Annotated in this window: 17 protein-coding genes and 1 riboswitch; of the genes, 12 read left to right on the top strand and 5 right to left on the bottom strand. The window is 59.4% G+C overall.

What is annotated here, in order from left to right; genetic code table 11:
* Window positions 1–32: 32 nt before the first annotated feature.
* Both MRBLRC7O_RS12375 and purH read left to right on the top strand, forming a co-directional pair.
* A complete protein-coding gene (locus tag MRBLRC7O_RS12375) occupies window positions 33–1,700 on the top strand; it encodes a heparinase II/III family protein (protein ID WP_162690835.1) in 1,668 nt (555 codons plus the stop codon).
* Between the two features lie 152 nt (window positions 1,701–1,852).
* Window positions 1,853–3,469 carry a bifunctional phosphoribosylaminoimidazolecarboxamide formyltransferase/IMP cyclohydrolase gene (gene purH, locus MRBLRC7O_RS12370; protein WP_080866497.1) on the top strand — a complete coding sequence of 539 codons (1,617 nt, stop codon included), beginning with the start codon at window positions 1,853–1,855 and terminating at the stop codon, window positions 3,467–3,469.
* 84 nt (window positions 3,470–3,553) lie between these two features.
* Here the strand turns inward: purH and MRBLRC7O_RS12365 are convergent, their stop codons facing one another.
* Together MRBLRC7O_RS12365 and MRBLRC7O_RS12360 are read right to left on the bottom strand one after the other, a co-directional pair.
* Window positions 3,554–5,086 carry a UxaA family hydrolase gene (locus MRBLRC7O_RS12365; RefSeq protein WP_003505314.1) on the bottom strand — a complete coding sequence of 511 codons (1,533 nt, stop codon included), beginning with the start codon at window positions 5,084–5,086 and terminating at the stop codon, window positions 3,554–3,556.
* Window positions 5,087–5,130: 44 nt separating this feature from the next.
* Complete coding sequence (locus MRBLRC7O_RS12360; protein ID WP_003505313.1) at window positions 5,131–5,823, bottom strand: FadR/GntR family transcriptional regulator; 693 nt, start codon at window positions 5,821–5,823, stop codon at window positions 5,131–5,133.
* Window positions 5,824–6,078: 255 nt separating this feature from the next.
* On the opposite strand from MRBLRC7O_RS12360, the gene MRBLRC7O_RS12355 reads away from it, so the two are divergent.
* From MRBLRC7O_RS12355 to MRBLRC7O_RS12315, 9 genes are all read left to right on the top strand, one after another.
* A complete protein-coding gene (locus tag MRBLRC7O_RS12355; protein ID WP_003505312.1) occupies window positions 6,079–7,644 on the top strand; it encodes a sugar ABC transporter ATP-binding protein in 1,566 nt (521 codons plus the stop codon).
* An 8-nt stretch (window positions 7,645–7,652) separates the two neighbouring features.
* Window positions 7,653–8,675: an ABC transporter permease gene (locus MRBLRC7O_RS12350; RefSeq protein ID WP_003505311.1), complete on the top strand. Its 1,023-nt coding sequence runs from the start codon at window positions 7,653–7,655 to the stop codon at window positions 8,673–8,675.
* 75 nt (window positions 8,676–8,750) lie between these two features.
* Window positions 8,751–9,692 (top strand): ABC transporter substrate-binding protein, encoded by a 942-nt coding sequence (locus tag MRBLRC7O_RS12345; protein WP_003505310.1) that lies wholly within the window; start codon window positions 8,751–8,753, stop codon window positions 9,690–9,692.
* A gap of 97 nt (window positions 9,693–9,789) precedes the next feature.
* The gene (locus MRBLRC7O_RS12340) at window positions 9,790–10,803 is read left to right on the top strand and encodes an aldo/keto reductase (RefSeq protein ID WP_003505309.1); all 1,014 of its coding nucleotides are present in this window, start codon (window positions 9,790–9,792) and stop codon (window positions 10,801–10,803) included.
* Window positions 10,804–10,806: 3 nt separating this feature from the next.
* On the top strand, window positions 10,807–11,628 hold the full coding sequence (locus MRBLRC7O_RS12335) for an amidohydrolase family protein (RefSeq protein WP_003505307.1): 822 nt from the start codon (window positions 10,807–10,809) through the stop codon (window positions 11,626–11,628).
* Window positions 11,629–11,631: 3 nt separating this feature from the next.
* A complete protein-coding gene (locus tag MRBLRC7O_RS12330) occupies window positions 11,632–12,642 on the top strand; it encodes a zinc-binding alcohol dehydrogenase family protein (protein ID WP_003505305.1) in 1,011 nt (336 codons plus the stop codon).
* Window positions 12,639–13,772: a mannitol dehydrogenase family protein gene (locus tag MRBLRC7O_RS12325; protein WP_003505302.1), complete on the top strand. Its 1,134-nt coding sequence runs from the start codon at window positions 12,639–12,641 to the stop codon at window positions 13,770–13,772. The genes MRBLRC7O_RS12330 and MRBLRC7O_RS12325 overlap by 4 nt, the downstream gene beginning before the upstream one ends.
* Window positions 13,773–13,783: 11 nt before the next feature.
* Window positions 13,784–14,113, top strand: a complete 330-nt coding sequence (locus MRBLRC7O_RS12320; RefSeq protein WP_003505301.1) for an L-rhamnose mutarotase — start codon at window positions 13,784–13,786, stop codon at window positions 14,111–14,113.
* A gap of 36 nt (window positions 14,114–14,149) precedes the next feature.
* On the top strand, window positions 14,150–15,427 hold the full coding sequence (locus MRBLRC7O_RS12315) for an L-fuconate dehydratase (protein WP_003505299.1): 1,278 nt from the start codon (window positions 14,150–14,152) through the stop codon (window positions 15,425–15,427).
* Here the strand turns inward: MRBLRC7O_RS12315 and cobD are convergent.
* The gene (gene cobD, locus MRBLRC7O_RS12310) at window positions 15,409–16,458 is read right to left on the bottom strand and encodes a threonine-phosphate decarboxylase CobD (protein ID WP_003505294.1); all 1,050 of its coding nucleotides are present in this window, start codon (window positions 16,456–16,458) and stop codon (window positions 15,409–15,411) included. The two genes, MRBLRC7O_RS12315 and cobD, sit on opposite strands and share 19 nt — an antisense overlap.
* Between cobD and cbiB the strand changes: the two genes are divergently transcribed.
* Window positions 16,457–17,422, top strand: a complete 966-nt coding sequence (cbiB, locus tag MRBLRC7O_RS12305) for an adenosylcobinamide-phosphate synthase CbiB (protein WP_080866496.1) — start codon at window positions 16,457–16,459, stop codon at window positions 17,420–17,422. The two genes, cobD and cbiB, sit on opposite strands and share 2 nt — an antisense overlap.
* Here the strand turns inward: cbiB and MRBLRC7O_RS12300 are convergent.
* Window positions 17,409–18,866, bottom strand: coding sequence for a cobyric acid synthase (locus MRBLRC7O_RS12300; protein WP_080866495.1), 1,458 nt, complete (start codon window positions 18,864–18,866; stop codon window positions 17,409–17,411). The genes cbiB and MRBLRC7O_RS12300 overlap by 14 nt on opposite strands.
* A gap of 1 nt (window position 18,867) precedes the next feature.
* Entirely contained in the window at window positions 18,868–19,485 is a 618-nt protein-coding gene (gene cobO, locus MRBLRC7O_RS12295) for a cob(I)yrinic acid a,c-diamide adenosyltransferase (RefSeq protein WP_080866644.1), read from the bottom strand.
* 134 nt (window positions 19,486–19,619) lie between these two features.
* Window positions 19,620–19,835: riboswitch (cobalamin riboswitch) on the top strand.
* Window positions 19,836–19,895 lie beyond the last annotated feature (60 nt).

Raw genomic sequence — 19,895 nt, 5'->3', positions numbered from 1 at the left:
AACACAGCTTGTTAGGGTCCTTTGCAGGCAGCATGAATGCCGCCGGTCTTCTGTCGCGGATGGCGTATCGTCATTTGTGTGTCGGCCTTACGCCTTTGCGCCTGCATGTGTCGCGATTTGCCAATCGTGTGCCCGATGGTCTGGTGGCGGCGCCGACCGATCTCAGAGCGATCGATCCCTATTTCGCCGAGGAATTGTTGCGGGGCCGCATCGCGTTGGCCGGGCGTGTCGTCGAAACCGGCGGGGCTTCGCCCTTTCAGGTGGACTACCCCTCGGCGGTTTTCGAAGAACGGCTGCATGCATTCACTTGGCTGCGTCATATTCGATCCGATAAATCGAGCGAGGCCTGCAAGCGGGCTCGCCGCATCGTCGCCGAATGGATGGTGATCCATGGCAGACGGCTTGCGGGTATCGCCTGGTCGCCGGAAATCGCGGCGCAGAGGTTGATAGCCTGGCTCTCGCACTCTCCCGTGGTTTTATACGAGGCTGATGCCGGTTTTTACCGCCGTTTCCTGAAAAGCCTTACCTTTCACGTGCGGTATCTCGAAAGAATCGTCAGACATGCGCCTGACGGCGAAGCGCGGCTGAGGGTTAGGATCGCGCTTGCCATGGCCTCTATCGCCATGCCTACCCGCCTGTCGCGCATCAACCGGAACGGAATGAAGCTGGCTCAGGAAATGGAACGCCAGATTCTGCCCGATGGCGGGCATGTTTCCCGTAACCCACGGGTCATGCTGGATTTGCTGCTCGATCTCCTGCCGCTGCGACAAAGTTATATCAATCTGGGCCATAATCTCCCCTCCGGTCTGGTGCCGGCGATAGACCGCATGTTTCCGGCGATTCGGTTCTTCCGGCATCAGGGCGGCGATCTCGCGCTGTTCAATGGCGCCACGGCCACACTGGCCAATGAGCTTGTTTCCGTGCTGCGCTACGACGAAACGGCTGGCAGGCCCTCCAAAGTCCTGCCGGATGTGAACTATCACCGGCTTGCGACGGACGATACGGTCATCATCGTCGATACAGGGTATCCCGGTTCGGCGGAGCTTTCACGCAATGCCCATTCGGGTTGCCTTTCGTTTGAAATGTCCTGTGGCAAGAACCGCTTCATCGTCAATTCCGGTTTTCCGCGCAATGCCGCGCCGGAATATCAGCGGGCCAGCCGTTCGACGGCCGCGCATTCCACTGTCACGCTTGCGGATACATCATCCTGCAGACTGTCGCGCTCGAGGCTGCTTGGTCCGATCATGGTATCAGGTGTCAGCCAGGTTGACAGCCGACGTGGAACGGACGCAAACGGCAATGACATCCTGTGGGCGTCTCATGACGGTTATTTGCAGAATTTCGGCTGTTATCATGAGCGGGAAATAGAATTGAATGCGGCCGGCACCAAGATAAAAGGCCGGGATCTGCTTCGGGCTGATGAGAATGCCGCAAAAACGCAATTGCAGTCGATCTCCGCGGTTTCGCGTTTCCACATTCATCCTCACATTCAGCTGCACCAGCGGGACGAAGAGTCGGTCTACCTGGAGGCGGCGGATGGAACCGTCTGGCTGTTTTCGGCACCCGGGCTGGAGCTTTTCGTCACCGAGGATGTGTTTATGGCCGATGCGTCCGGCATGCGGCCCTCTCAGCAGATCGAGCTCCCCTTCAATCTTGCGAATACGCGGGAAATCCGCTGGCTGATTGAACGCCAGGCCTAGGAAATTTCCGGCGGCGCGGGGCAAAAACCGCCATAGTTTACGCCGTTCAGCATCCCCGCTGTTTATTAATCCGGTAAGCTGTGTTAACGCGGCGGCAATTGCTGGATCAATCCCATTCCAGCCTGTCCTCCCCGTTTAACGGAGTATGCCTGATGGCCGTCGTGTCCAAGAAAATCCCCGCCCCCGACAAGGTCAAAATCCGCACGGCGCTTCTTTCCGTGTCTGACAAGACTGACATTATAGAGCTGGCGACGGTTCTGTCGAAGCTTGGCGTCAAGCTCCTGTCGACCGGTGGTACGGCGAAAGCCATTGCGGAAGCAGGCCTGCCGGTGACGGATGTCTCCGACGTGACGAATTTTCCAGAGATCATGGACGGCCGCGTCAAGACTCTGCACCCCAATGTCCATGGTGGGCTGCTGGCTATCAGGGATGACGCGGAGCATGTCGAGGCGATGAAGGCGCACGGCATCGAGGCGATCGATCTCTCGGTCATCAATCTCTATCCCTTCGAGGAAGTTCGCGCCAAGGGCGGCGATTATCCGACGACGGTCGAAAACATCGATATTGGTGGCCCGGCAATGATCCGCGCTTCCGCCAAGAACCATGCCTATGTCACTGTTGTTACCGATCCGTCCGATTACCCTGACCTGGTTGAAGCCCTGCAGGCTGATGACGGCCAGACCTCCTATGCGCTACGCCAGCGTTTTGCCGCCAAGGCCTATGCCCGCACGGCTGCCTATGACGCGGTGATTTCCAACTGGTTCGCGCAAGCGCTTGCGATCGAGACACCGGATTACCGCGCCATCGGCGGCGTGCTGAAGGAAAAGATGCGCTATGGCGAAAACCCGCACCAGAGCGCAGGCTTCTATCTGACGGGTGAGAAGCGCCCCGGCGTGGCGACCGCCACTCTGCTTCAGGGCAAACAGCTTTCCTACAACAACATCAATGATACGGACGCAGCTTACGAGCTTGTGGCGGAATTCCTGCCGGAAAACGCGCCGGCCGTTGCCATCATCAAACACGCCAATCCCTGTGGCGTTGCGACCGGCCCGACGCTTGCCGAAGCCTATCGGCGCGCGCTGGCATGTGATTCCGTTTCCGCCTTTGGCGGCGTTATCGCCTTGAACCGCACGCTTGATGCGGAAACGGCGGAAGAGATCGTCAAGCTCTTCACGGAAGTCATCATCGCACCTGACGTGACGGAAGAAGCCAAGTCCATCATCGCCCGCAAGCCGAACCTGCGCCTGATGACCGCCGGTGGCCTGCCTGATCCGCGCGCGGCCGGGATTACGGCGAAGACCGTTTCGGGTGGCCTGCTGGTGCAGAGCCGCGACAATGGCATGGTCGAAGATCTGGACCTCCAGGTGGTCACCAAGCGTGCGCCGACGCTGCAGGAACTTGAAGACATGAAGTTCGCTTTCAAGATCGCCAAGCATGTTAAGTCCAATGCCGTTATCTATGCCAAGGACGGGCAGACCGCAGGCATCGGTGCCGGCCAGATGAGCCGTGTGGATTCCGCCCGCATTGCCGCCCAGAAGGCTGAAGATGCCGCCAAGGCTCTTGGTCTTTCCGAGCCGCTGACACGCGGCTCTGCCGTCGCTTCGGAAGCATTTTATCCCTTTGCTGACGGTCTGCTCGCCGCGATCGCCGCAGGTGCTACCGCTGTTATCCAGCCGGGTGGCTCCATGCGCGATCAGGAAGTGATCGACGCTGCGAACGAGCACAATGTGGCAATGGTCTTTACCGGCATGCGTCACTTCCGCCACTAAGTGCGGAACAGGCAGAAATGACAAAGGCCCGGAAAGTGATTTCCGGGCCTTTTGTTTCACGTGGGACAGTCTGGTGTCGCAGGTTCAGGTCACAGCCCCAACCTGCCAAGGCACAAATTCGTTGTCGCCGTAGTCGTAAATCTCGCTGACGGTCTTGTCGCCGGATGCGACGGCCAGAATATGCTCGAAAATTCGTTTGCCGGATTCTTCGATGGTTTCGTTGCCGGTGACGATCTCGCCGCAATTGATATCCATGTCTTCCTTCATGTGTTCATACATTTCGGAATTGGTGGCGATCTTGATGCATGGAGCCGGCTTGAAGCCCGAGACCGAGCCGCGGCCGGTGGTGAAACAGATGACGTTGCAGCCGCCCGCGACCTGGCCGGTGACGGCAACGGGATCATAGCCCGGTGTATCCATGAAGACGAAACCCTGCTCCGTCACGGTCTCGGCAAATTCATAAACTGCCTTCAGCGGCATGGAGCCGCCCTTTGCGACTGCGCCGAGTGATTTTTCCAGAATGGTGGTCAGGCCGCCAAGCTTGTTGCCGTGGGAAGGGTTGTTGTTGAGTTCGTCACCGTTCCTGGCGGTATAATCCCGCCACCAGTCGATACGCTGCAAGAGCTTCTCGGCCACAGCAGGGGTGACTGCGCGCTTCGTCAACAGATGCTCGGCGCCGTAAATCTCCGGCGTTTCGGAGAGGACTGTGGTGCCGCCGTTGCGGACGATGAGGTCGGAGGCATAACCCAGGGCCGGGTTGGCGGAAATGCCAGAGTAACCATCCGAACCACCACATTCCAGCGCCACCTTCAGCTTGGAGAGTGGTTGCTCGGTGCGGCTGGCGGCGTTGACCATTGGCAGCATGGCCTTGATCTCGGCGATCGCCGCATCGATCGTCTTGCGGGTGCCGCCATGCTGCTGGATCGTCATGGTGCGCAGCCGCTCACCCTCTTCCATCTTGTAATGTTCGAGGATGGGGGCGATCTGGTTGGTTTCACAGCCGAGGCCGATCAGCAGAATGCCGCCGAAATTCGGATGGCGGGCATAACCCTGAATGGTGCGGATCAGCAGGCGGTAACCTTCCGATTTTGTGTTCAGCGCACAGCCGCCCCCATGGGTCAGCGCCACGACGCCATCGACATTGTCGAAACCATCAAGGCCGCCCTGCTTGTTGAAATAATCAGCGATGTAACGCGATACCGTGGCGGAACAGTTCACCGAAGCGATGACGCCGATATAGTTTCTCGTTCCGACGCCACCGAGGCCGCGGTCATACCCCTTGAACGTCCGGCGCTCGGCTTCCGGCAGCATGCCCTTTTCTTCAATATCGACACTGAACTGATGGGCGTGTTCGGACGGCACCATGGCGAGATTGTGCAGGTGAACATGCCGGCCGGGCTCGATATCCTGTGTGGCTATACCGATCACCTGTCCGTATTTCAGCACCTCGTCTCCGGATTTGATGAGTTTGAGGGCCACCTTATGCCCGCGCCCGATCAACTCGAGCGCCGCCAGATCTCCCCTGCCCGTTGCGCCGCCGGCCGGAATGGACCGACGCGCCACCGCGACATTGTCGTTGGCGTTCAGCAAAATGGTTGCCTCGGAATTCTCACTCACGGGTTATCCTCCTCCCGATATATATTGTCTGCTATGTTTCGAAATTAGCTTTCCACCCAGCGTCTCTTCGAACCTTCCAGATGGGTATGCATGGCTGCCTGCGCCAGCAGCGGGTCTTTAAGCTCAAGCGCCGCCAGAATGGCTTCATGTTCCTGAAGCGCATGGGTCCAGGTATCGCGGTCTTCAAATTTCACGCGAAGCTGGGCCGAAATCGGGCTGTGGCGCTCATCGAAAAGGTTCGCCACCATTCGGGCCAGAACGCTGTTACCGGATTGCTCGGCTATGGTGACGTGAAACAGCCGGTCCTGATCCAGAGGTTTGCGACCGGCCTCGATTTCCCTTTGCATGGTGTTGAGTATCTGGCGGAGGGTCGCGATCGTCTCATCGGTCATCCGGCTTGCCGCCAGCACGATGGTCGCGCCCTCCAGCGCGGCCCGCGCCTGCATCAGTTCGGAGGGGCTGTCGCCAAGCGATTTGGTATGATGGGTCGTCTGCAGAGCTTCCGCCGACACATAGACGCCGGAACCCATGCGAATCTCGACGGTGTTGTCGATTTCAAGCGCAATCAGCGCCTCGCGCAACGAAGGCCTTGATACACCGAGCTTCTGGGCCAGTTCCCGTTCGGCGGGAAGCCGCGTACCGGGTAGGAATTCACCCATATCGATGAGTTCACGTATCTGGTCCGCAATCTGCTGATAAAGCCTGCGCGGTTCCGCTATTTTGGCCTGACCACTCATGTGTTTTCCGACGAGCCCTATCTGCAATCCGTATTTGGCCTTACCGTAACGCCAAGCGTATCAATGCGCAAGGAATTACTTAATCATATGAAAATACATGCTTATTACCGATATGATTTCGATACTCTGTTTCCGCTTCGGATGCAGGATAGCAAATTTTGACCTAATTGGCTTGACCATTCTGAAAAACCGGCCTAACCATTTGACCTGTTCATGAACCCCGGTGGAGCGGGGATACGGGTGGGAGGTTTCCAGATGTCGCAGGGCGCATCGACAATTCGGGGCGATTTTTCGCCTGAGGAGATGGCGCGCGCGGAGCGTTCGGCCCTTCTGCGTCTCGACAATATCAGCAAGGAATTTCCGGGCGTCAAAGCGCTGTCCAACGTGCATTTTGATTTGCGCGGCGGTGAAGTGCATGCCGTCTGCGGCGAGAATGGTGCGGGAAAATCGACGCTGATGAAAATCATCAGCGGCGTTTATCAGCCGAGCGACGGCACGATCCTGCACAAGGGCGTGAAGGTGCAATATGCATCACCGCTGGAATCCGAAGCCGCCGGCATCGCCATCATTCACCAGGAACTCAACCTCGTTCCGCATCTTTCCGTTGCCGAGAACATCTATCTTGCGCGCGAACCGCGTCGCGGTTTCCTCGTTGACCGCAAGAAGCTGCGTCTCGACGCCAAGCGCTGTCTCGACCGGCTGGGTGTTGATATCAACCCCGACCAGATGGTCCGTGGCCTCTCCGTCGCCCAATGTCAGATGGTGGAGATTGCCAAGGCGCTGTCGCTTGATGCGGAAGTGCTCATCATGGATGAGCCGACCTCTTCGCTGACCGAGCAGGAAACCCGCCTTCTTTTCAAGGTTATCCGGGACCTCAAGGCCTCCGGCGTCGGCATCGTTTACATTTCCCATCGTCTCGATGAAATGGCCGAGATCGTCGACCGTGTGACGGTCCTGCGTGACGGACGTTATATTTCGACCGACGATTTCGCCTCGATTACCGTCGATGACATCGTCACCCGCATGGTCGGGCGTTCACTGGAAGACAAATTCCCCGAGCGCACATCGCGCTCGACGGAAGACGTCATCTTCTCCGTTGAAGGTCTGGCCCGCAATGGCGTGTTCAGCGATGTGAGCTTTTCACTGCGGCGCGGTGAAATCCTCGGTTTTGCCGGACTTATGGGCGCGGGACGAACGGAAGTCGCGCGGGCGATCTTCGGGGCCGATCCGCTTGATGCCGGCAAAATCACCTTCAATGGGCGCGAGCTTTCGATCAACTCGCCACAGGACGCGATCGAAGAAGGTATTGCCTATCTCTCGGAAGACCGCAAAAGCGATGGCCTCGCCATCAAGATGTCGGTGGCGGCCAATACGACGCTTGCCAATCTCGGCGAGGTTTCCAACCGTTTCGGGCTGATCGACTTCAAGAAGCACGACGACGTCGCCAAGCGCTACGTCGACCTTCTGAATATCCGCACCCCTTCGATCGATCAGACGGTGCGGCTGCTTTCGGGTGGCAATCAGCAGAAAATCATCATCGGCAAATGGCTGTTCCGCCAGTCGCGCGTGCTGTTCTTCGATGAGCCGACACGCGGCATCGATGTCGGCGCGAAATTCGCGATCTACAAGATCATGGACGAACTGGCCGCACAGGGCATCGGCGTCGTTCTCATCAGTTCGGAATTGCCGGAAATTCTGGGGCTGACGGATCGCATCGCGGTCTTCCATCAGGGCCGCATCACGGGCGTACTCGAAACCGCCAAGACCAATCAGGAAGAAATCATGCGGTATGCGTCCGGTTACGGCCGGGCCGCGCAGTGAGGAACGACATGGCCAATATTGCAGAACCCAAGAAGAGCTTTGCTGTCAGCGACCGCCAGAAGGACATCATCCAGAAGTTTGCTGCGCTCGGCAGCCTGTTCGCCCTCGTCGCGGTCTTCTCCGCCACCAGCAGCGCCTTCTTCACCGTCAATAACGGCATGACGATTGCGTTGCAGGTCACGTCCATCGCTCTGCTCGGCATTGGTGCCACCTGCGTCATCATCACCGGCGGTATCGATCTTTCTGTCGGTTCGGTGCTGGCGCTCGCCGGTGTGGTCGCCGCCCTTGCGGTGAAGGAACTCGGCATGCCGGTGCCGATCGGCATGCTGCTCGGCATTCTGACGGGATCGCTCTGTGGTTTCATCAACGGGCTGCTGGTCACGCGTTTCAAGCTACCGCCCTTCATCGCCACCCTCGGCATGATGCTGATCGCCCGTGGCGTGGCGCTGCAGATCACTGGTGCGCGCGCCGTTTCAGGCCTTGGTGAATCCTTCGGCGAACTCGGCAACGGCGCCCTCTTCCGCATCGTTAATATCGGTGACGACGGCTTTCCGAACGTCGTTTTCCCCGGCATTCCTTACCCCGTCATCCTGATGGTGGTGATTGCGCTTGCGGTTTCCTTCATGCTCAACCGCTCGATCCTCGGCCGCCACATCTATGCCGTGGGCTCCAATGCGGATGCTGCACGCCTTTCCGGTGTCAACGTCGCCCGCGTTACCAATTTCACCTACATTCTGTCCGGCACGCTCGCCGGGTTGACGGGCTGCGTGCTGATGTCCCGCCTCGTCACCGCCCAGCCGAATGAGGGCGTGATGTATGAGCTGGATGCGATTGCCAGCGCCGTTATCGGCGGCACATCGCTGATCGGCGGCGTCGGCACGATTTCCGGTACGGCCATCGGTGCCTTCGTCATCGGCATCCTGCGCAACGGTCTCAATATGAATGGCGTCTCCGCCTTCACGCAACAGATCATCATCGGCCTCGTCATTCTGGTCACCGTCTGGATCGACCAGCTGCGCAACCGCCGCTGATCAAAGGGCTGCGGACCCTTTCCGCAAAAAAGATCGGCAGGGGAGGCCCGGTATGCCGACATCACGGAGGAAGAAATGAAGAAAATTGCGACTGCCCTTCTGACATCCGCAATCGCGCTGTGGAGCGTTTCCACCGTGCAGGCCGGTGAAATCGCCGTCATCGTCAAGACCGTCAACTCCACCTTCTGGCAGAACGTCCAGAAGGGCGCTGACGCGGCGATGAAGAATTCTTCCGGCAACACCATGACCTTCCAGGGTCCGGCTGCTGAATCGGCGATTGCCGACCAGGTCAACATGGTTGAAAACGCCATCAACCGTAAGGTTGCTGGTATTGTTCTCGCACCTTCCGATCCGGACGCGCTGGTGCCTGCCGTCAAGAAGGCCTGGGAAGCCCGTATTCCCGTCGTCCTGATCGACTCGCAGCTCGCCAAGGGCTCGGAGCAATATTACCAGTCGTTCCTGGCGACCGATAACAAGAAAGCCGGCGAACTGGCAGCGCAGGCGCTGATCGACAAGGTGGGCAAGGAAGGCAAGATCGCCGTCATGTCTTATGTCGCTGGTGCCGGTTCCGAAATCGGCCGTGTCGGCGGTTTCACCGACTATATCCAGATGAACTCCAATCTGAAGATTGTCGGACCGTTCTACTCGCAGTCGCAGATGGCCACCGCGCTGAACCAGACGACCGACGTTCTGGCCGCCAATTCGGACCTCAAGGGCATTTTCGGCGCTAACGAGCCGACGGCAATCGGCGTTGGCCGCGCTCTCGCCCAGAGCGGCAAGGCCGGCAAGGTCGTCGCCATCGGTTTCGACGGCAATCAGGACCTTCAGAGCTTCGTCAAGGATGGCACGCTGGGCGGTATCGTGGTTCAGGGTTCCTACCAGATGGGTGAAAAGGGCGTAGAGACCATTTCCAAGCTCATCAACAAGGAAAAGGTCGAGAAGTTCGTCGATACCGGCGTCGTTGTTGTCACCAAGGACAATATCGAAAAGCCGGAAGCCAAGAACGTTCTTTACTGATGCATGATGGCGCGCCGCCACAGGGCGGCGCGCCTTACCTGTTTGAGATGCGGTTTTCACCATCCCGCTCTAGCTAGAAATTCAGGAAGTCCCTGCGATGAAAGTCTCCGATACACGTAAGTTGCCGCACCGCGCCGTTGACGTCACCGTCATGGGCCTCGGTTGCGCCCAGATGGGCAATCTCTACCGCGTCACCCCCTATGAAGAGTCCAAGGGTGCGTTCGACAAGGCATGGGAAAGCGGCATGCGTTATTTCGATACCGCGCCGTTTTATGGCTATACGCGGTCGGAGCGTCGTCTGGGCACCATGGTTACGGAGCATGACCGGAGCGAATATACGCTCAGCACCAAGGTCGGCCGTGTGATGGTTCCTGACGAGACCGTCGGTCCGGAGGAGGATGCCTATATAGCGCCCCTGCCCTTCCGCCCGGTCTATGATTATTCCTATGACGGTATTCTGCGCTCCTTCGAGGCAAGCCGGCAGCGGCTAGGCGTCCTGAAGCCGGATATTCTTTATGTCCACGATATCGGTTCCTACACCCATGGCGAAAAGCACCAGCATTATTGGGAGCAGTTGACCACGGGCGGCGGCTTCCGGGCGCTTGGCAAGCTGCGCGAGGAAGGATCGACGGGGGCCATCGGCCTTGGCGTCAACGAGTGGGAAATTGTCAGCGACGCGATGGATGTCTTCGACATCGACGTTGCCATGCTTGCCGGCCGTTATACGCTGCTGGAACAGCAGAGCCTTGGTTTCATGAATCGCTGCGCTGAAAGCGGCGTCGGTATCGTTGTCGCCGGTGCTTTCAATTCCGGCATTCTGGCTGGCAACCGCAAATTCAATTATGCCGATGCTCCTGCCGATATTCTCACGCGTGTCGATGCGCTGCAGGGTGTTTGCGAGGAACTCGGCGTATCGCTGCAGGCCGCCGCATTGCAATTTCCGCTCGCGCATCCGGCTTCGGTCACTGTTGTCTCAGGTGCGCGCAATGCGCAGCAGCTGGCTTCGAATATCGAATGGTTCGAACAGTCGATCCCGGATGAATTCTGGTCCGAGCTGCACAGGCGTGGCCTGATTGCCGAAGGTGCGCCTACGCCCGCCGGGAAGGCTTGAGGCATGATTATCGACGCCCACCAGCATTTCTGGCTGATGAAGGATCGTGCCGGGCAATGGCCGCCGCCGTCGCTCGCCGCCATCTACCGGGATTTTCTCCCCGCCGATCTGTCGCCCTTGCTGGCCGCTGCCGGAGTTTCCGGCACCGTGCTGGTGCAGACGATGGAGACACGGGCCGACACGGATTTCATGCTGGAACTGGCGGAAAAGACCGATTTCATCAAGGGCGTGGTTGGCTGGGTGGACATGAAGTCTCCCGAGGCGGCGAGTGAAATTGCTCGCCGGGCAAAACATCCGGCCTTCAAGGCTGTGCGTCCGATGTTGCAGGGCATGGAGGATGTTGCCTGGATCGATGATCCGGCACTCGATCCAGCCGCGGCGGCTTTGGTAAAGCACGGTCTGGCGTTCGATGCGCTGGTCCTGCCGCCCAATCTGCCGCATCTGCTGTCGTTCGCCCGCCGCCATCCGCAGTTGCCCATCGTCATCGACCATGGCGCGAAGCCCATGATTGCCATCGGTCACTACAGCGACTGGCGCAAGGATATGGCCGCTCTGGCGGCTCTTCCCAATGTCCATTGCAAACTCTCCGGTCTGCTGACCGAGCGCGGTGAACAGCGACCGGAAGCCGTGCGGCCTTATGCCGAGACCATTCTTGAACTCTTTGGTGGCAACCGCGTGATTTTCGGCAGTGACTGGCCGGTGTTGCGGCTGGCCGGCGATTATCAGGCATGGCTGGATTTCTGCCGCGATATCGTGCCGGCAGAGGACCATGCGGCAGTCTTTGGCGGTAATGCCATTCGTTTTTATTCCCTTTCCCACAGGTGATGCATGCTGGCGATTTTCTGCGAAACCCCAGGTCAACTCGTCCCCAAGGAACTGCCGAAACCAGCGCGTGGCGAAGGTGAAGTGCTGGTGCGCATCCGCCGCATTGGTGTTTGCGGCACGGATCTGCACATCTTCACCGGCAACCAGCCTTATCTTTCCTATCCGCGTATCATGGGTCATGAGCTTTCCGGCACGGTGGAAGAGGCGCCGCAAGGCAGCCATCTGTCCGTGGGCGACGTGGTCACCGTCATTCCCTATATCTCGTGCGGCAAATGCAGCGCCTGCCTTAAGGGCAAGAGCAATTGCTGCCGCAATATCGGTGTGCTCGGCGTTCATCGTGACGGCGGCATGGTCGAATATCTGAGCGTGTCGCAGCAATTTGTACTGAAGGCGGAGGGGCTAAGCCTCGACCAGGCGGCGATGACCGAATTTCTGGCTATTGGTGCGCATGCGGTGCGCCGTGGCGCAGTCGAGAAGGGGCAGAAGGTTCTGATCGTCGGTGCCGGCCCGATCGGCATGGCCGTTGCGGTTTTCGCCGTTCTCGACGGTGGCGAAGTGACGATGATCGATGGGCGTACCGACCGGCTGGATTTCTGCAAGGAGCATCTTGGCGTTGCGCATACGGTGACACTCGGGGAAGGCGACAAAGATCGTCTTTCCGAAATCACCGACGGCGATTTCTTCGATGCGGTCTTTGATGCGACCGGCAATCCGAAAGCCATGGAGCGCGGCTTTTCCTTTGTTGGCCATGGCGGTTCCTACGTGCTGGTCTCCATCGTCGCCAGCGATATCAGCTTCAACGATCCTGAGTTCCACAAGCGTGAGACGACGCTGCTCGGCAGCCGCAATGCCACGCCTCAAGATTTCGAGCGCGTCCTGCAGGCGCTGCGGGAAGGCAAGGTGCCGGAGGCACTGATCACCCATCGCATGACGCTTGCCGATGTGCCCTCCAGATTCGCCGGCCTGACCGATCCGAAGGCCGGAGTGATCAAAGGCATGGTGGAGGTCGCATGACGTCCGATACGGCCATCCTGCAATTCGGCACCAGCCGCTTTCTCCTGGCGCATGCGGATCTCTTTGTTTCGCAGGCGCTGGACAAGGGCGAAGCGCTCGGGCGCATCGCGATTGTCCAGACGACCGGCAATGCGGAGAGCCTGAAGCGTGTTGCGGCGCTGAACAGCGGCGCGCCCTATCCCGTGCTTATTCGCGGTATCCGTGATGGGCATGAAGTGGACGAGGAAATTCAAGGCAGGGCTGTCGCGCGGGCACTGACCGCTGCGACCGACTGGGCCGAAGTGCGCCGCCTCGCCTGCGAGGCCGAGGTCATTCTGTCCAATACGGGCGACCGCGGTTATGAGCTGGATTCGGCCGACAATGCTGGGCTTGCTGGCGATTTTACGATCGTGCCGAAGAGCTTTCCGGCGAAACTCTGCATGTTGCTGCTGGAGCGTTTTCAGAGCAATCCGGAAGCGCCTGTGTCCATTTTCCCCTGTGAGCTTGTACCGCGTAACGGCGAAAGGCTGAAAGAGGTTATTCGCCGGCTTGCCGATGAATGGCAATTGCCGGCAGGTTTTGCCTTTTATCTGAATGAGAAGTGCCGTTTCGCCAATAGTCTGGTGGACCGCATCGTCTCCGAGCCCATCGACCCGGTCGGCGCTGTGGCGGAACCCTATGCGCTCTGGGCGATAGAGAGCCAGGATGGTCTTGTCCTCCCCTGCACGCACCCTGCCGTGGTGCTGACCGACGATCTCGATCACTATGAAAAGCTGAAGCTTTTTCTGCTCAATCTCGGCCATTCCTATCTGGCGGAACGCTGGACGCAGGATGCGCGCGGGAAGGATGAGACGGTGCGTCAGGCAATGGCCGACGATGCTCTCGTTGCAGATCTGGAGACGCTCTGGCGGGACGAGGTTCTGCCGGTCTTTGCAGCCGAAGGCATGGGAGACGAAGCGCAGACCTATATCGGTCAATTGCGGGAACGTTTGCGCAATCCCTTTCTCGCGCATCGGCTGGCTGATATCGCCGGCAACCACGACGAAAAGAAGCGTCGCCGCTTCGCTCCGGTCATTGCCGCGGCGGAACGGCTGGGACTAAGCCTGCCGCAGACAAAGCTGCGCGCTGCGCTCGCCACCATCAAGCAATAACGGAGTTTTTCATGCAGCGTATGGGCATGGTCATAGGCGTCAAACCTGACATGATCGCGGAATATAAAAGGCTGCACGCCGCCGTCTGGCCTGAAATTCTGGCGCTCATCAGCGATTGCAATATCCGCAATTATACGATCTTCCTGCGCGAGCCGGAAAATCTGCTCTTCGGCTATTGGGAATATTACGGCACCGATATCAGCGCCGACATGGCGAAGATGGCTGCAAGCCCCAAGAACCAGGAATGGTGGTCCTTCACGATTCCCTGCCAGCAACCACTCGAAAGCCGCAAGGAAGGCGAGTGGTGGGCGATGATGGAAGAGACCTTCCACCACGATTGAACGATTTCCTTTGACACTGACCGCGAGTGACCGGCCATGACCAAAATTACTGATCTGCGTGTTTTCGACCTGCGTTTTCCGACCTCCCAAAGTCTCGACGGTTCGGATGCTATGAACCCCGACCCGGATTATTCGGCGGCTTACGTCATTCTTGATACCGATGAGGCGGGTCTCAAAGGCCACGGGCTGACCTTCACCATCGGCCGCGGCAATGACATCTGCTGCATGGCCATCGAAGCGATGCGTCATCTGGTGGTCGGCACCGATCTTGCTACCGTTACCGAGAATCCGGGCAAATATTGGCGGCATCTGACGAGCGACAGCCAGCTGCGCTGGATCGGCCCGGATAAGGGCGCGATGCATCTCGCCACCGGCGCCGTTGTGAATGCGGTATGGGATCTGCTGGCCAAGAAGGCGGGCAAGCCGGTGTGGCAGCTTGTTGCCGATATGAGCCCGGAAGAAATCGCCGATATCGTCGATTATCGCTATCTGACCGACGTGCTCACCCGCGACGATGCGCTCGCGATCCTCAAAAAAGCCGAAAGCGGCAAGAAGCAACGTATCGAGACGCTGAAGAACGAAGGTTACGCCTGCTATACCACGTCGGCCGGCTGGCTTGGCTATGACGACGCCAAGCTGCGCCGTCTTTGCCAGGAAGCCATCGATGCCGGTTTCAACCATGTGAAGATGAAGGTCGGCCGTGATCTGGAAGACGACATTCGCCGTCTTACCATAGCCCGCGAGGTGATTGGTCCCGACCGTTACCTGATGATCGATGCCAATCAGGTGTGGGAAGTTGATCAGGCAATCGAGTGGGTGAATAAGCTCGCCTTTTCCAAGCCCTTCTTCATCGAAGAACCGACCAGCCCGGATGATGTCGCTGGCCATCGCAAAATTCGTGCTGCCATCGGCTCGGTGAAGGTGGCGACGGGCGAAATGTGCCAGAACCGGATCATGTTCAAGCAGTTCATCGCTGAAGGCGCGATCGATGTGGTGCAGATCGACAGCTGCCGCATGGGTGGCCTGAACGAGGTGCTGGCGGTTCTCCTGATCGCCGCCAAATACAATTTACCGGTTTGGCCGCATGCCGGCGGCGTCGGCCTTTGCGAATATGTGCAGCATCTGTCGATGATCGACTATCTGGTGGTATCTGGTACGAAGGAAGGCCGCGTGATCGAATATGTCGACCACCTGCACGAGCACTTCATCGAACCCTGCGATATCAGAAACGCCGCTTACATGCCGCCGAAACTGCCGGGCTTCTCCATCGAAATGAAGCCGGAGTCGATCGAGACCTACACCTTCGAGGAATAACCAAAGGATGACAGCGCCTCCTCAAGGCGCTGCCACTCCGTTTCGCTCCCGGGAAGGCCGAAACGCACGTCGTTCGGCCTTTCATCAAAAATGCGGACCAGAATGCCGTGTTGGCCAAGATGGCTGAACAGTTCGGTGGCGCGAGGGTTCCGCGCCAGAGTAAAAAGGGACGTACCGCCGGCAATCGCCAGTCCCACTTTTTCCAGCATGTCGTTCATGCGCCGGGTGTCTTCGGCAAGGCGCAGACGCATGGACGATTGCCATTTTCCATCTGCCAGAGCCTGTGTTGCGATATGCAGCGCAGGGCCGGAAACCGCCCAGGGGCCGAGCCGCGCTTCAAGTTCAGCGGCGATATCGGGCTTCGCAATGGCGAAACCCAGCCGAACGCCGGCCATACCATAAAATTTGCCGAAAGAGCGCAGGATCACCAGCGCATCCTGGCTGGCTGCATTTGCGAGGCTTTCTGCACCTCCTCCCGTCTCGATGAAGGCTTCGTCCACGACGAGCAGCCCGCCCTTGTCGCGCATGGCTTCGGCCAGCGACAGCAACGCTGCGCGATCCGTGATGCGGCCATCGGGATTGTTGGGATTAACCACCACGGCATAGTCGTGAGCCGACAGCTCCCTGGTGTTTTCCAACTCGGTTACGGCAAGTCCGGCCATACGTGCGGTCCGGGCATGTTCCGCATAGGCGGGTGAAAGCACGGCGCCGCTCTTGGCCCCGCGAGCAAGTGCAATCTGAGCCAGTAATGGCATCAGCATCTGGGTGCCGGGGGAAAGCGTCACATGCCGGGCGGAAGGCGCGCCGAAATGGGCTGCAGCCAGCTGTTTCAATTCTTCGGCGGCATCCGGTTCCGGCAGGCGGGTGAATGCGCTGGCGGGAACGGCCGAATGCGGATAGGAGTGCGGATTGATCCCGGTCGAAAGGTCGATCCACGGTGCCGGCGCTTCAGGAAACATCAGACGCGCCCTGCCGAGATTGCCGCCGTGACGGATCGCAGCCCGCGCCTTTTCTGGTACTGTTTCACCCATGTTCTTTGCTCTCGCTTTCCTGTCGCTCTTGATCGAACGCCTGACCGGTTATCCGGACTGGCTGTTCAAACGCATAGGCCATCCCGTAACCTGGGTCGGTTCGCTTATCGCGCTGCTGGACAAAAAATGGAACCGGGAGAACGAGTCATTTTCACAGCGCAAGGCGGCAGGTGTGGCGGCTCTGGCCGGTTTCGTCGGGCTGACGCTGCTTGTTGCGTGGTTTGCGCAATCCACCCTGATTTTTCTGCCCTTCGGCATTTTGCTGGTTGCCGTGCTGGGCGCTTCGCTTCCGGCGCAGAAAAGTCTTGAGCAGCATGTGGAGGCTGTCGCCACTGCTCTGGAGCGCGAGGGCGTGGGCGGTGGCCGCAAGGCGGTATCGATGATCGTCGGGCGCGATCCGCAAAAGCTTGATGAGGCGGCGATCTGCCGGGCGGCGATCGAAAGTCTGGCCGAGAATTTTTCCGACGGCATCGTTGCACCCGCCCTGTGGCTCGGTCTCCTGGGCCTGCCGGGCGGCGCGGCTTACAAGGCAATCAATACGGCTGACAGCATGATCGGCCATCGCTCACCCCGCCATGAGGCCTTCGGCTGGGCGTCCGCCCGGCTGGACGATCTGGTCAATCTGCCGGCGTCGAGACTGAGCGGCGGTCTTTTCGTGGCCGCTTCGTTTTTCGTGAAGGGCGCATCACCCGGCGGGGCCATTGCCGCGATACGTCGCGATGCCCATCACCACCGTTCCCCCAATGCCGGCTGGCCGGAGGCGGCGCTGGCCGGCGCTCTGGGCTTCGCGCTTGCAGGGCCGCGCTCCTATGGCGGGCAGATGATGGAGGCGCGCTTCATGGGTGAAGGCGGGAGGGCGACGCTTGTTGCGGAGGATATTCGCAGGGCGCTGCGACTGGCGCGGGTGGCCGATCTGCTGTTGATCGGCCTGTTCGGACTTCTGGCGATCCTTATCGCGCTATAGCCAGCAGACGGTCGAGGTCGAGGTGCTGCTCCATATGGACCGCAAGATGATCGAGAACAGTCTCCACCTGCGCATCATAGTTCAGGTCCGCGCCCTGCCCGCCGAGACGCTCCAGCCATGCGCCGCGTTGGCGATCATCCGCGAAAAGACCGTGAATATAGGTGCCGAAGACGCGGCCAGAGGCCGAGATGGCGCCATCATTATGCCCATCGAGCGTCGAGAACGGCAGATGGTCCGTCATGCCTGTGGTTTCGCCGACATGCATTTCGTAGCCGGATAAATCTATGCCGTCGAAACTCGTGCCGCGAACGGAAATGAGCCGCTTGTCGCCCGTCAGAACCGTGTCGACATCCAGCAGGCCCATTCCCTCGACCGTCGCTGGCGATCCTTCGATACCGTCAGGATCGGCAACTGTTTTTCCAAGCATCTGGTATCCGCCGCAGAGGCCCAGAACATAGCCGCCGCGTCTTACATGCGCCTTGATATCAATGTCCAGGCCAGCATTCTTCAGCACGGCAAGGTCGGCGATAGTGGATTTCGAACCGCACAGCAGGATCAGACGGCAATCGGTAGGAATTGTCTCGCCCGGCCGCACGCGGATCAGTTCGACATCGGGTTCCATGTCCAGGGGATCGAGATCATCGAAATTGGAAATATGCGGCAGGATCGGCACGGCAATGCGGATCTTCGCGCCAGGTTTCCGCTCAGCCGGGCCGGAAAGCCCGAGAGCATCCTCCGCCGGCAATTGTGCGGCGTCGGCAAAATGCGGCAGAAGCCCGATGGAGGCCCAGCCGGTCTTTTCCGCAATTATCCGCATGCCGTCCGAAAACAGGGCCGGATCACCGCGAAAGCGGTTGACGATAAAACCTTCGATCATCGCCGCGTCTTCAGCTTCGAGCACGGCTTTGGTACCGACGAGGCTGGCGATGACGCCGCCCCGGTCGATATCGCCGATCAGGATCACAGGCGCGTCCGCAGCTCTCGCAAATCCCATATTGGCGATGTCATTGGCACGCAGGTTGATTTCGGACGCGCTGCCCGCCCCTTCCACCAGCACCAGATCGGCCTGCTGTTTCAGGAGCTCGAAGCTTTCCAGCACGCGCGGCATCAGTCCGGCCTTCATGTGCTGGTAATCGGCCGCTTTGGCATTGCCGGCGATCTTGCCCTGCACGACCACCTGTGCGCCGGTTTCGCTCTGCGGCTTCAGGAGCACCGGGTTCATGTGCACGGAAAGCGGCACGCCCGCCGCCCGCGCCTGCAGCGCCTGCGCGCGGCCGATCTCGCCGCCATCGGCGGTCACGGCCGCATTGTTCGACATGTTCTGCGGCTTGAACGGCATGACGGACAGGCCGCGCCTGACGAAGGCCCGTGCAAGGCCGGCCACCATCAGCGATTTGCCGACATCCGAGCCGGTTCCCTGAAACATCAGCACGCGTGCAGCCATGTCAGAATTCTATCCCCGCCTGCGCCTTCACGCCCGCCTTGAAATGATGTTTGACGAGGGTCATTTCCGTCACCATGTCGGCGGCGTCGATGAGCGGTTGCTTGGCGTTGCGGCCGGTAACGATGACATGCAGATCGGGCCTGCGGCTGGAAAGCGTTTCCACCACCTCCTCCAGCGGCAGGTAATCGTAGCGGAGTGCGATGTTCAGCTCATCGAGGATCAGCAGGCCGATGGTTTCGTCGGCCATCAGGATCTTGGCTTCTTCCCAGGCCTTTGCCGCCGCTGCGACATCGCGTTTCAGATCCTGCGTGTCCCAGGTGAACCCCTCGCCCATGGTGCGCCAGGCAACCTTGTCGCCGAACAAGGTCAGCGCCTGCTGTTCTCCTGTCGACCATGCACCCTTGATGAATTGCACCACGCCGACCCTGCGTCCAGTGCCGAGCATGCGCAGGGCAAGGCCGAAAGCGGCGGTGGATTTGCCCTTGCCCGGGCCGGTATTAATCATCAGCAGACCTTTTTCGATGGTCTTTTCCGCAACTTCGGCATCCTGCACCGTCTTGCGGTTGACCATTTTCTGCCGGTGGCGTTCGGCTTCGCTGTCGCTGATGTCGCGTGTCATTGCATTTTCCTTTTCATCCAGCTGTGCGAGATCCGGTGCCCCCGCCATTCGGAGCGGCGACTATACCCAATTTGCCGCACCCGGCAATGTGCCGCCGCAGGGCCCGCAGCATTGACCCTCACGTCCGTTCAGCCTAAGGGTAACGGACTGACGGTCTTTTCCCGGCAACGGGAGAAGCTAAGAGGGAACACGGTTCCAACCCGATTACCGGGTCATTCCGTGGCTGCCCCCGCAACTGTAAGCGGTAAGCCCGCACCGTAAAGCCACTGGACCCTTGAAGATGGTTCGGGAAGGCGGTGTCAGGGTGTAAAGCCGCGAGCCAGGAGACCTGCCGTTTCAGGAAAAACGTCTGCCGGGCGGGGTGCTCCGGTCAGTCGGTTAGATCGAACATCCGGTTTGCGCTTGCCCGC

The sequence above is a fragment of the Agrobacterium radiobacter genome, assembly GCF_040801995.1.
Classification (GTDB): domain Bacteria; phylum Pseudomonadota; class Alphaproteobacteria; order Rhizobiales; family Rhizobiaceae; genus Agrobacterium; species Agrobacterium radiobacter.
The sequence above is the reverse complement of the archived record's forward strand: the minus strand, read 5'-3'. Positions and strand labels throughout refer to the sequence as shown.

What these genes read in the sequence shown, in the direction of transcription:
- MRBLRC7O_RS12375 (WP_162690835.1), top strand. Translation starts at nt 33, where the DNA reads ATGAATGCCGCCGGTCTTCTGTCGCGGATGGCGTATCGTCATTTGTGT.
- purH (WP_080866497.1), top strand. Translation starts at nt 1,853, where the DNA reads ATGGCCGTCGTGTCCAAGAAAATCCCCGCCCCCGACAAGGTCAAAATC.
- MRBLRC7O_RS12360 (WP_003505313.1), bottom strand. Translation starts at nt 5,823, where the DNA reads ATGAGTGGTCAGGCCAAAATAGCGGAACCGCGCAGGCTTTATCAGCAG.
- MRBLRC7O_RS12355 (WP_003505312.1), top strand. Translation starts at nt 6,079, where the DNA reads ATGTCGCAGGGCGCATCGACAATTCGGGGCGATTTTTCGCCTGAGGAG.
- MRBLRC7O_RS12350 (WP_003505311.1), top strand. Translation starts at nt 7,653, where the DNA reads ATGGCCAATATTGCAGAACCCAAGAAGAGCTTTGCTGTCAGCGACCGC.
- MRBLRC7O_RS12345 (WP_003505310.1), top strand. Translation starts at nt 8,751, where the DNA reads ATGAAGAAAATTGCGACTGCCCTTCTGACATCCGCAATCGCGCTGTGG.
- MRBLRC7O_RS12340 (WP_003505309.1), top strand. Translation starts at nt 9,790, where the DNA reads ATGAAAGTCTCCGATACACGTAAGTTGCCGCACCGCGCCGTTGACGTC.
- MRBLRC7O_RS12335 (WP_003505307.1), top strand. Translation starts at nt 10,807, where the DNA reads ATGATTATCGACGCCCACCAGCATTTCTGGCTGATGAAGGATCGTGCC.
- MRBLRC7O_RS12330 (WP_003505305.1), top strand. Translation starts at nt 11,632, where the DNA reads ATGCTGGCGATTTTCTGCGAAACCCCAGGTCAACTCGTCCCCAAGGAA.
- MRBLRC7O_RS12325 (WP_003505302.1), top strand. Translation starts at nt 12,639, where the DNA reads ATGACGTCCGATACGGCCATCCTGCAATTCGGCACCAGCCGCTTTCTC.
- MRBLRC7O_RS12320 (WP_003505301.1), top strand. Translation starts at nt 13,784, where the DNA reads ATGCAGCGTATGGGCATGGTCATAGGCGTCAAACCTGACATGATCGCG.
- MRBLRC7O_RS12315 (WP_003505299.1), top strand. Translation starts at nt 14,150, where the DNA reads ATGACCAAAATTACTGATCTGCGTGTTTTCGACCTGCGTTTTCCGACC.
- cbiB (WP_080866496.1), top strand. Translation starts at nt 16,457, where the DNA reads ATGTTCTTTGCTCTCGCTTTCCTGTCGCTCTTGATCGAACGCCTGACC.
- cobD (WP_003505294.1), bottom strand. Translation starts at nt 16,458, where the DNA reads ATGGGTGAAACAGTACCAGAAAAGGCGCGGGCTGCGATCCGTCACGGC.
- MRBLRC7O_RS12300 (WP_080866495.1), bottom strand. Translation starts at nt 18,866, where the DNA reads ATGGCTGCACGCGTGCTGATGTTTCAGGGAACCGGCTCGGATGTCGGC.
- cobO (WP_080866644.1), bottom strand. Translation starts at nt 19,485, where the DNA reads ATGACACGCGACATCAGCGACAGCGAAGCCGAACGCCACCGGCAGAAA.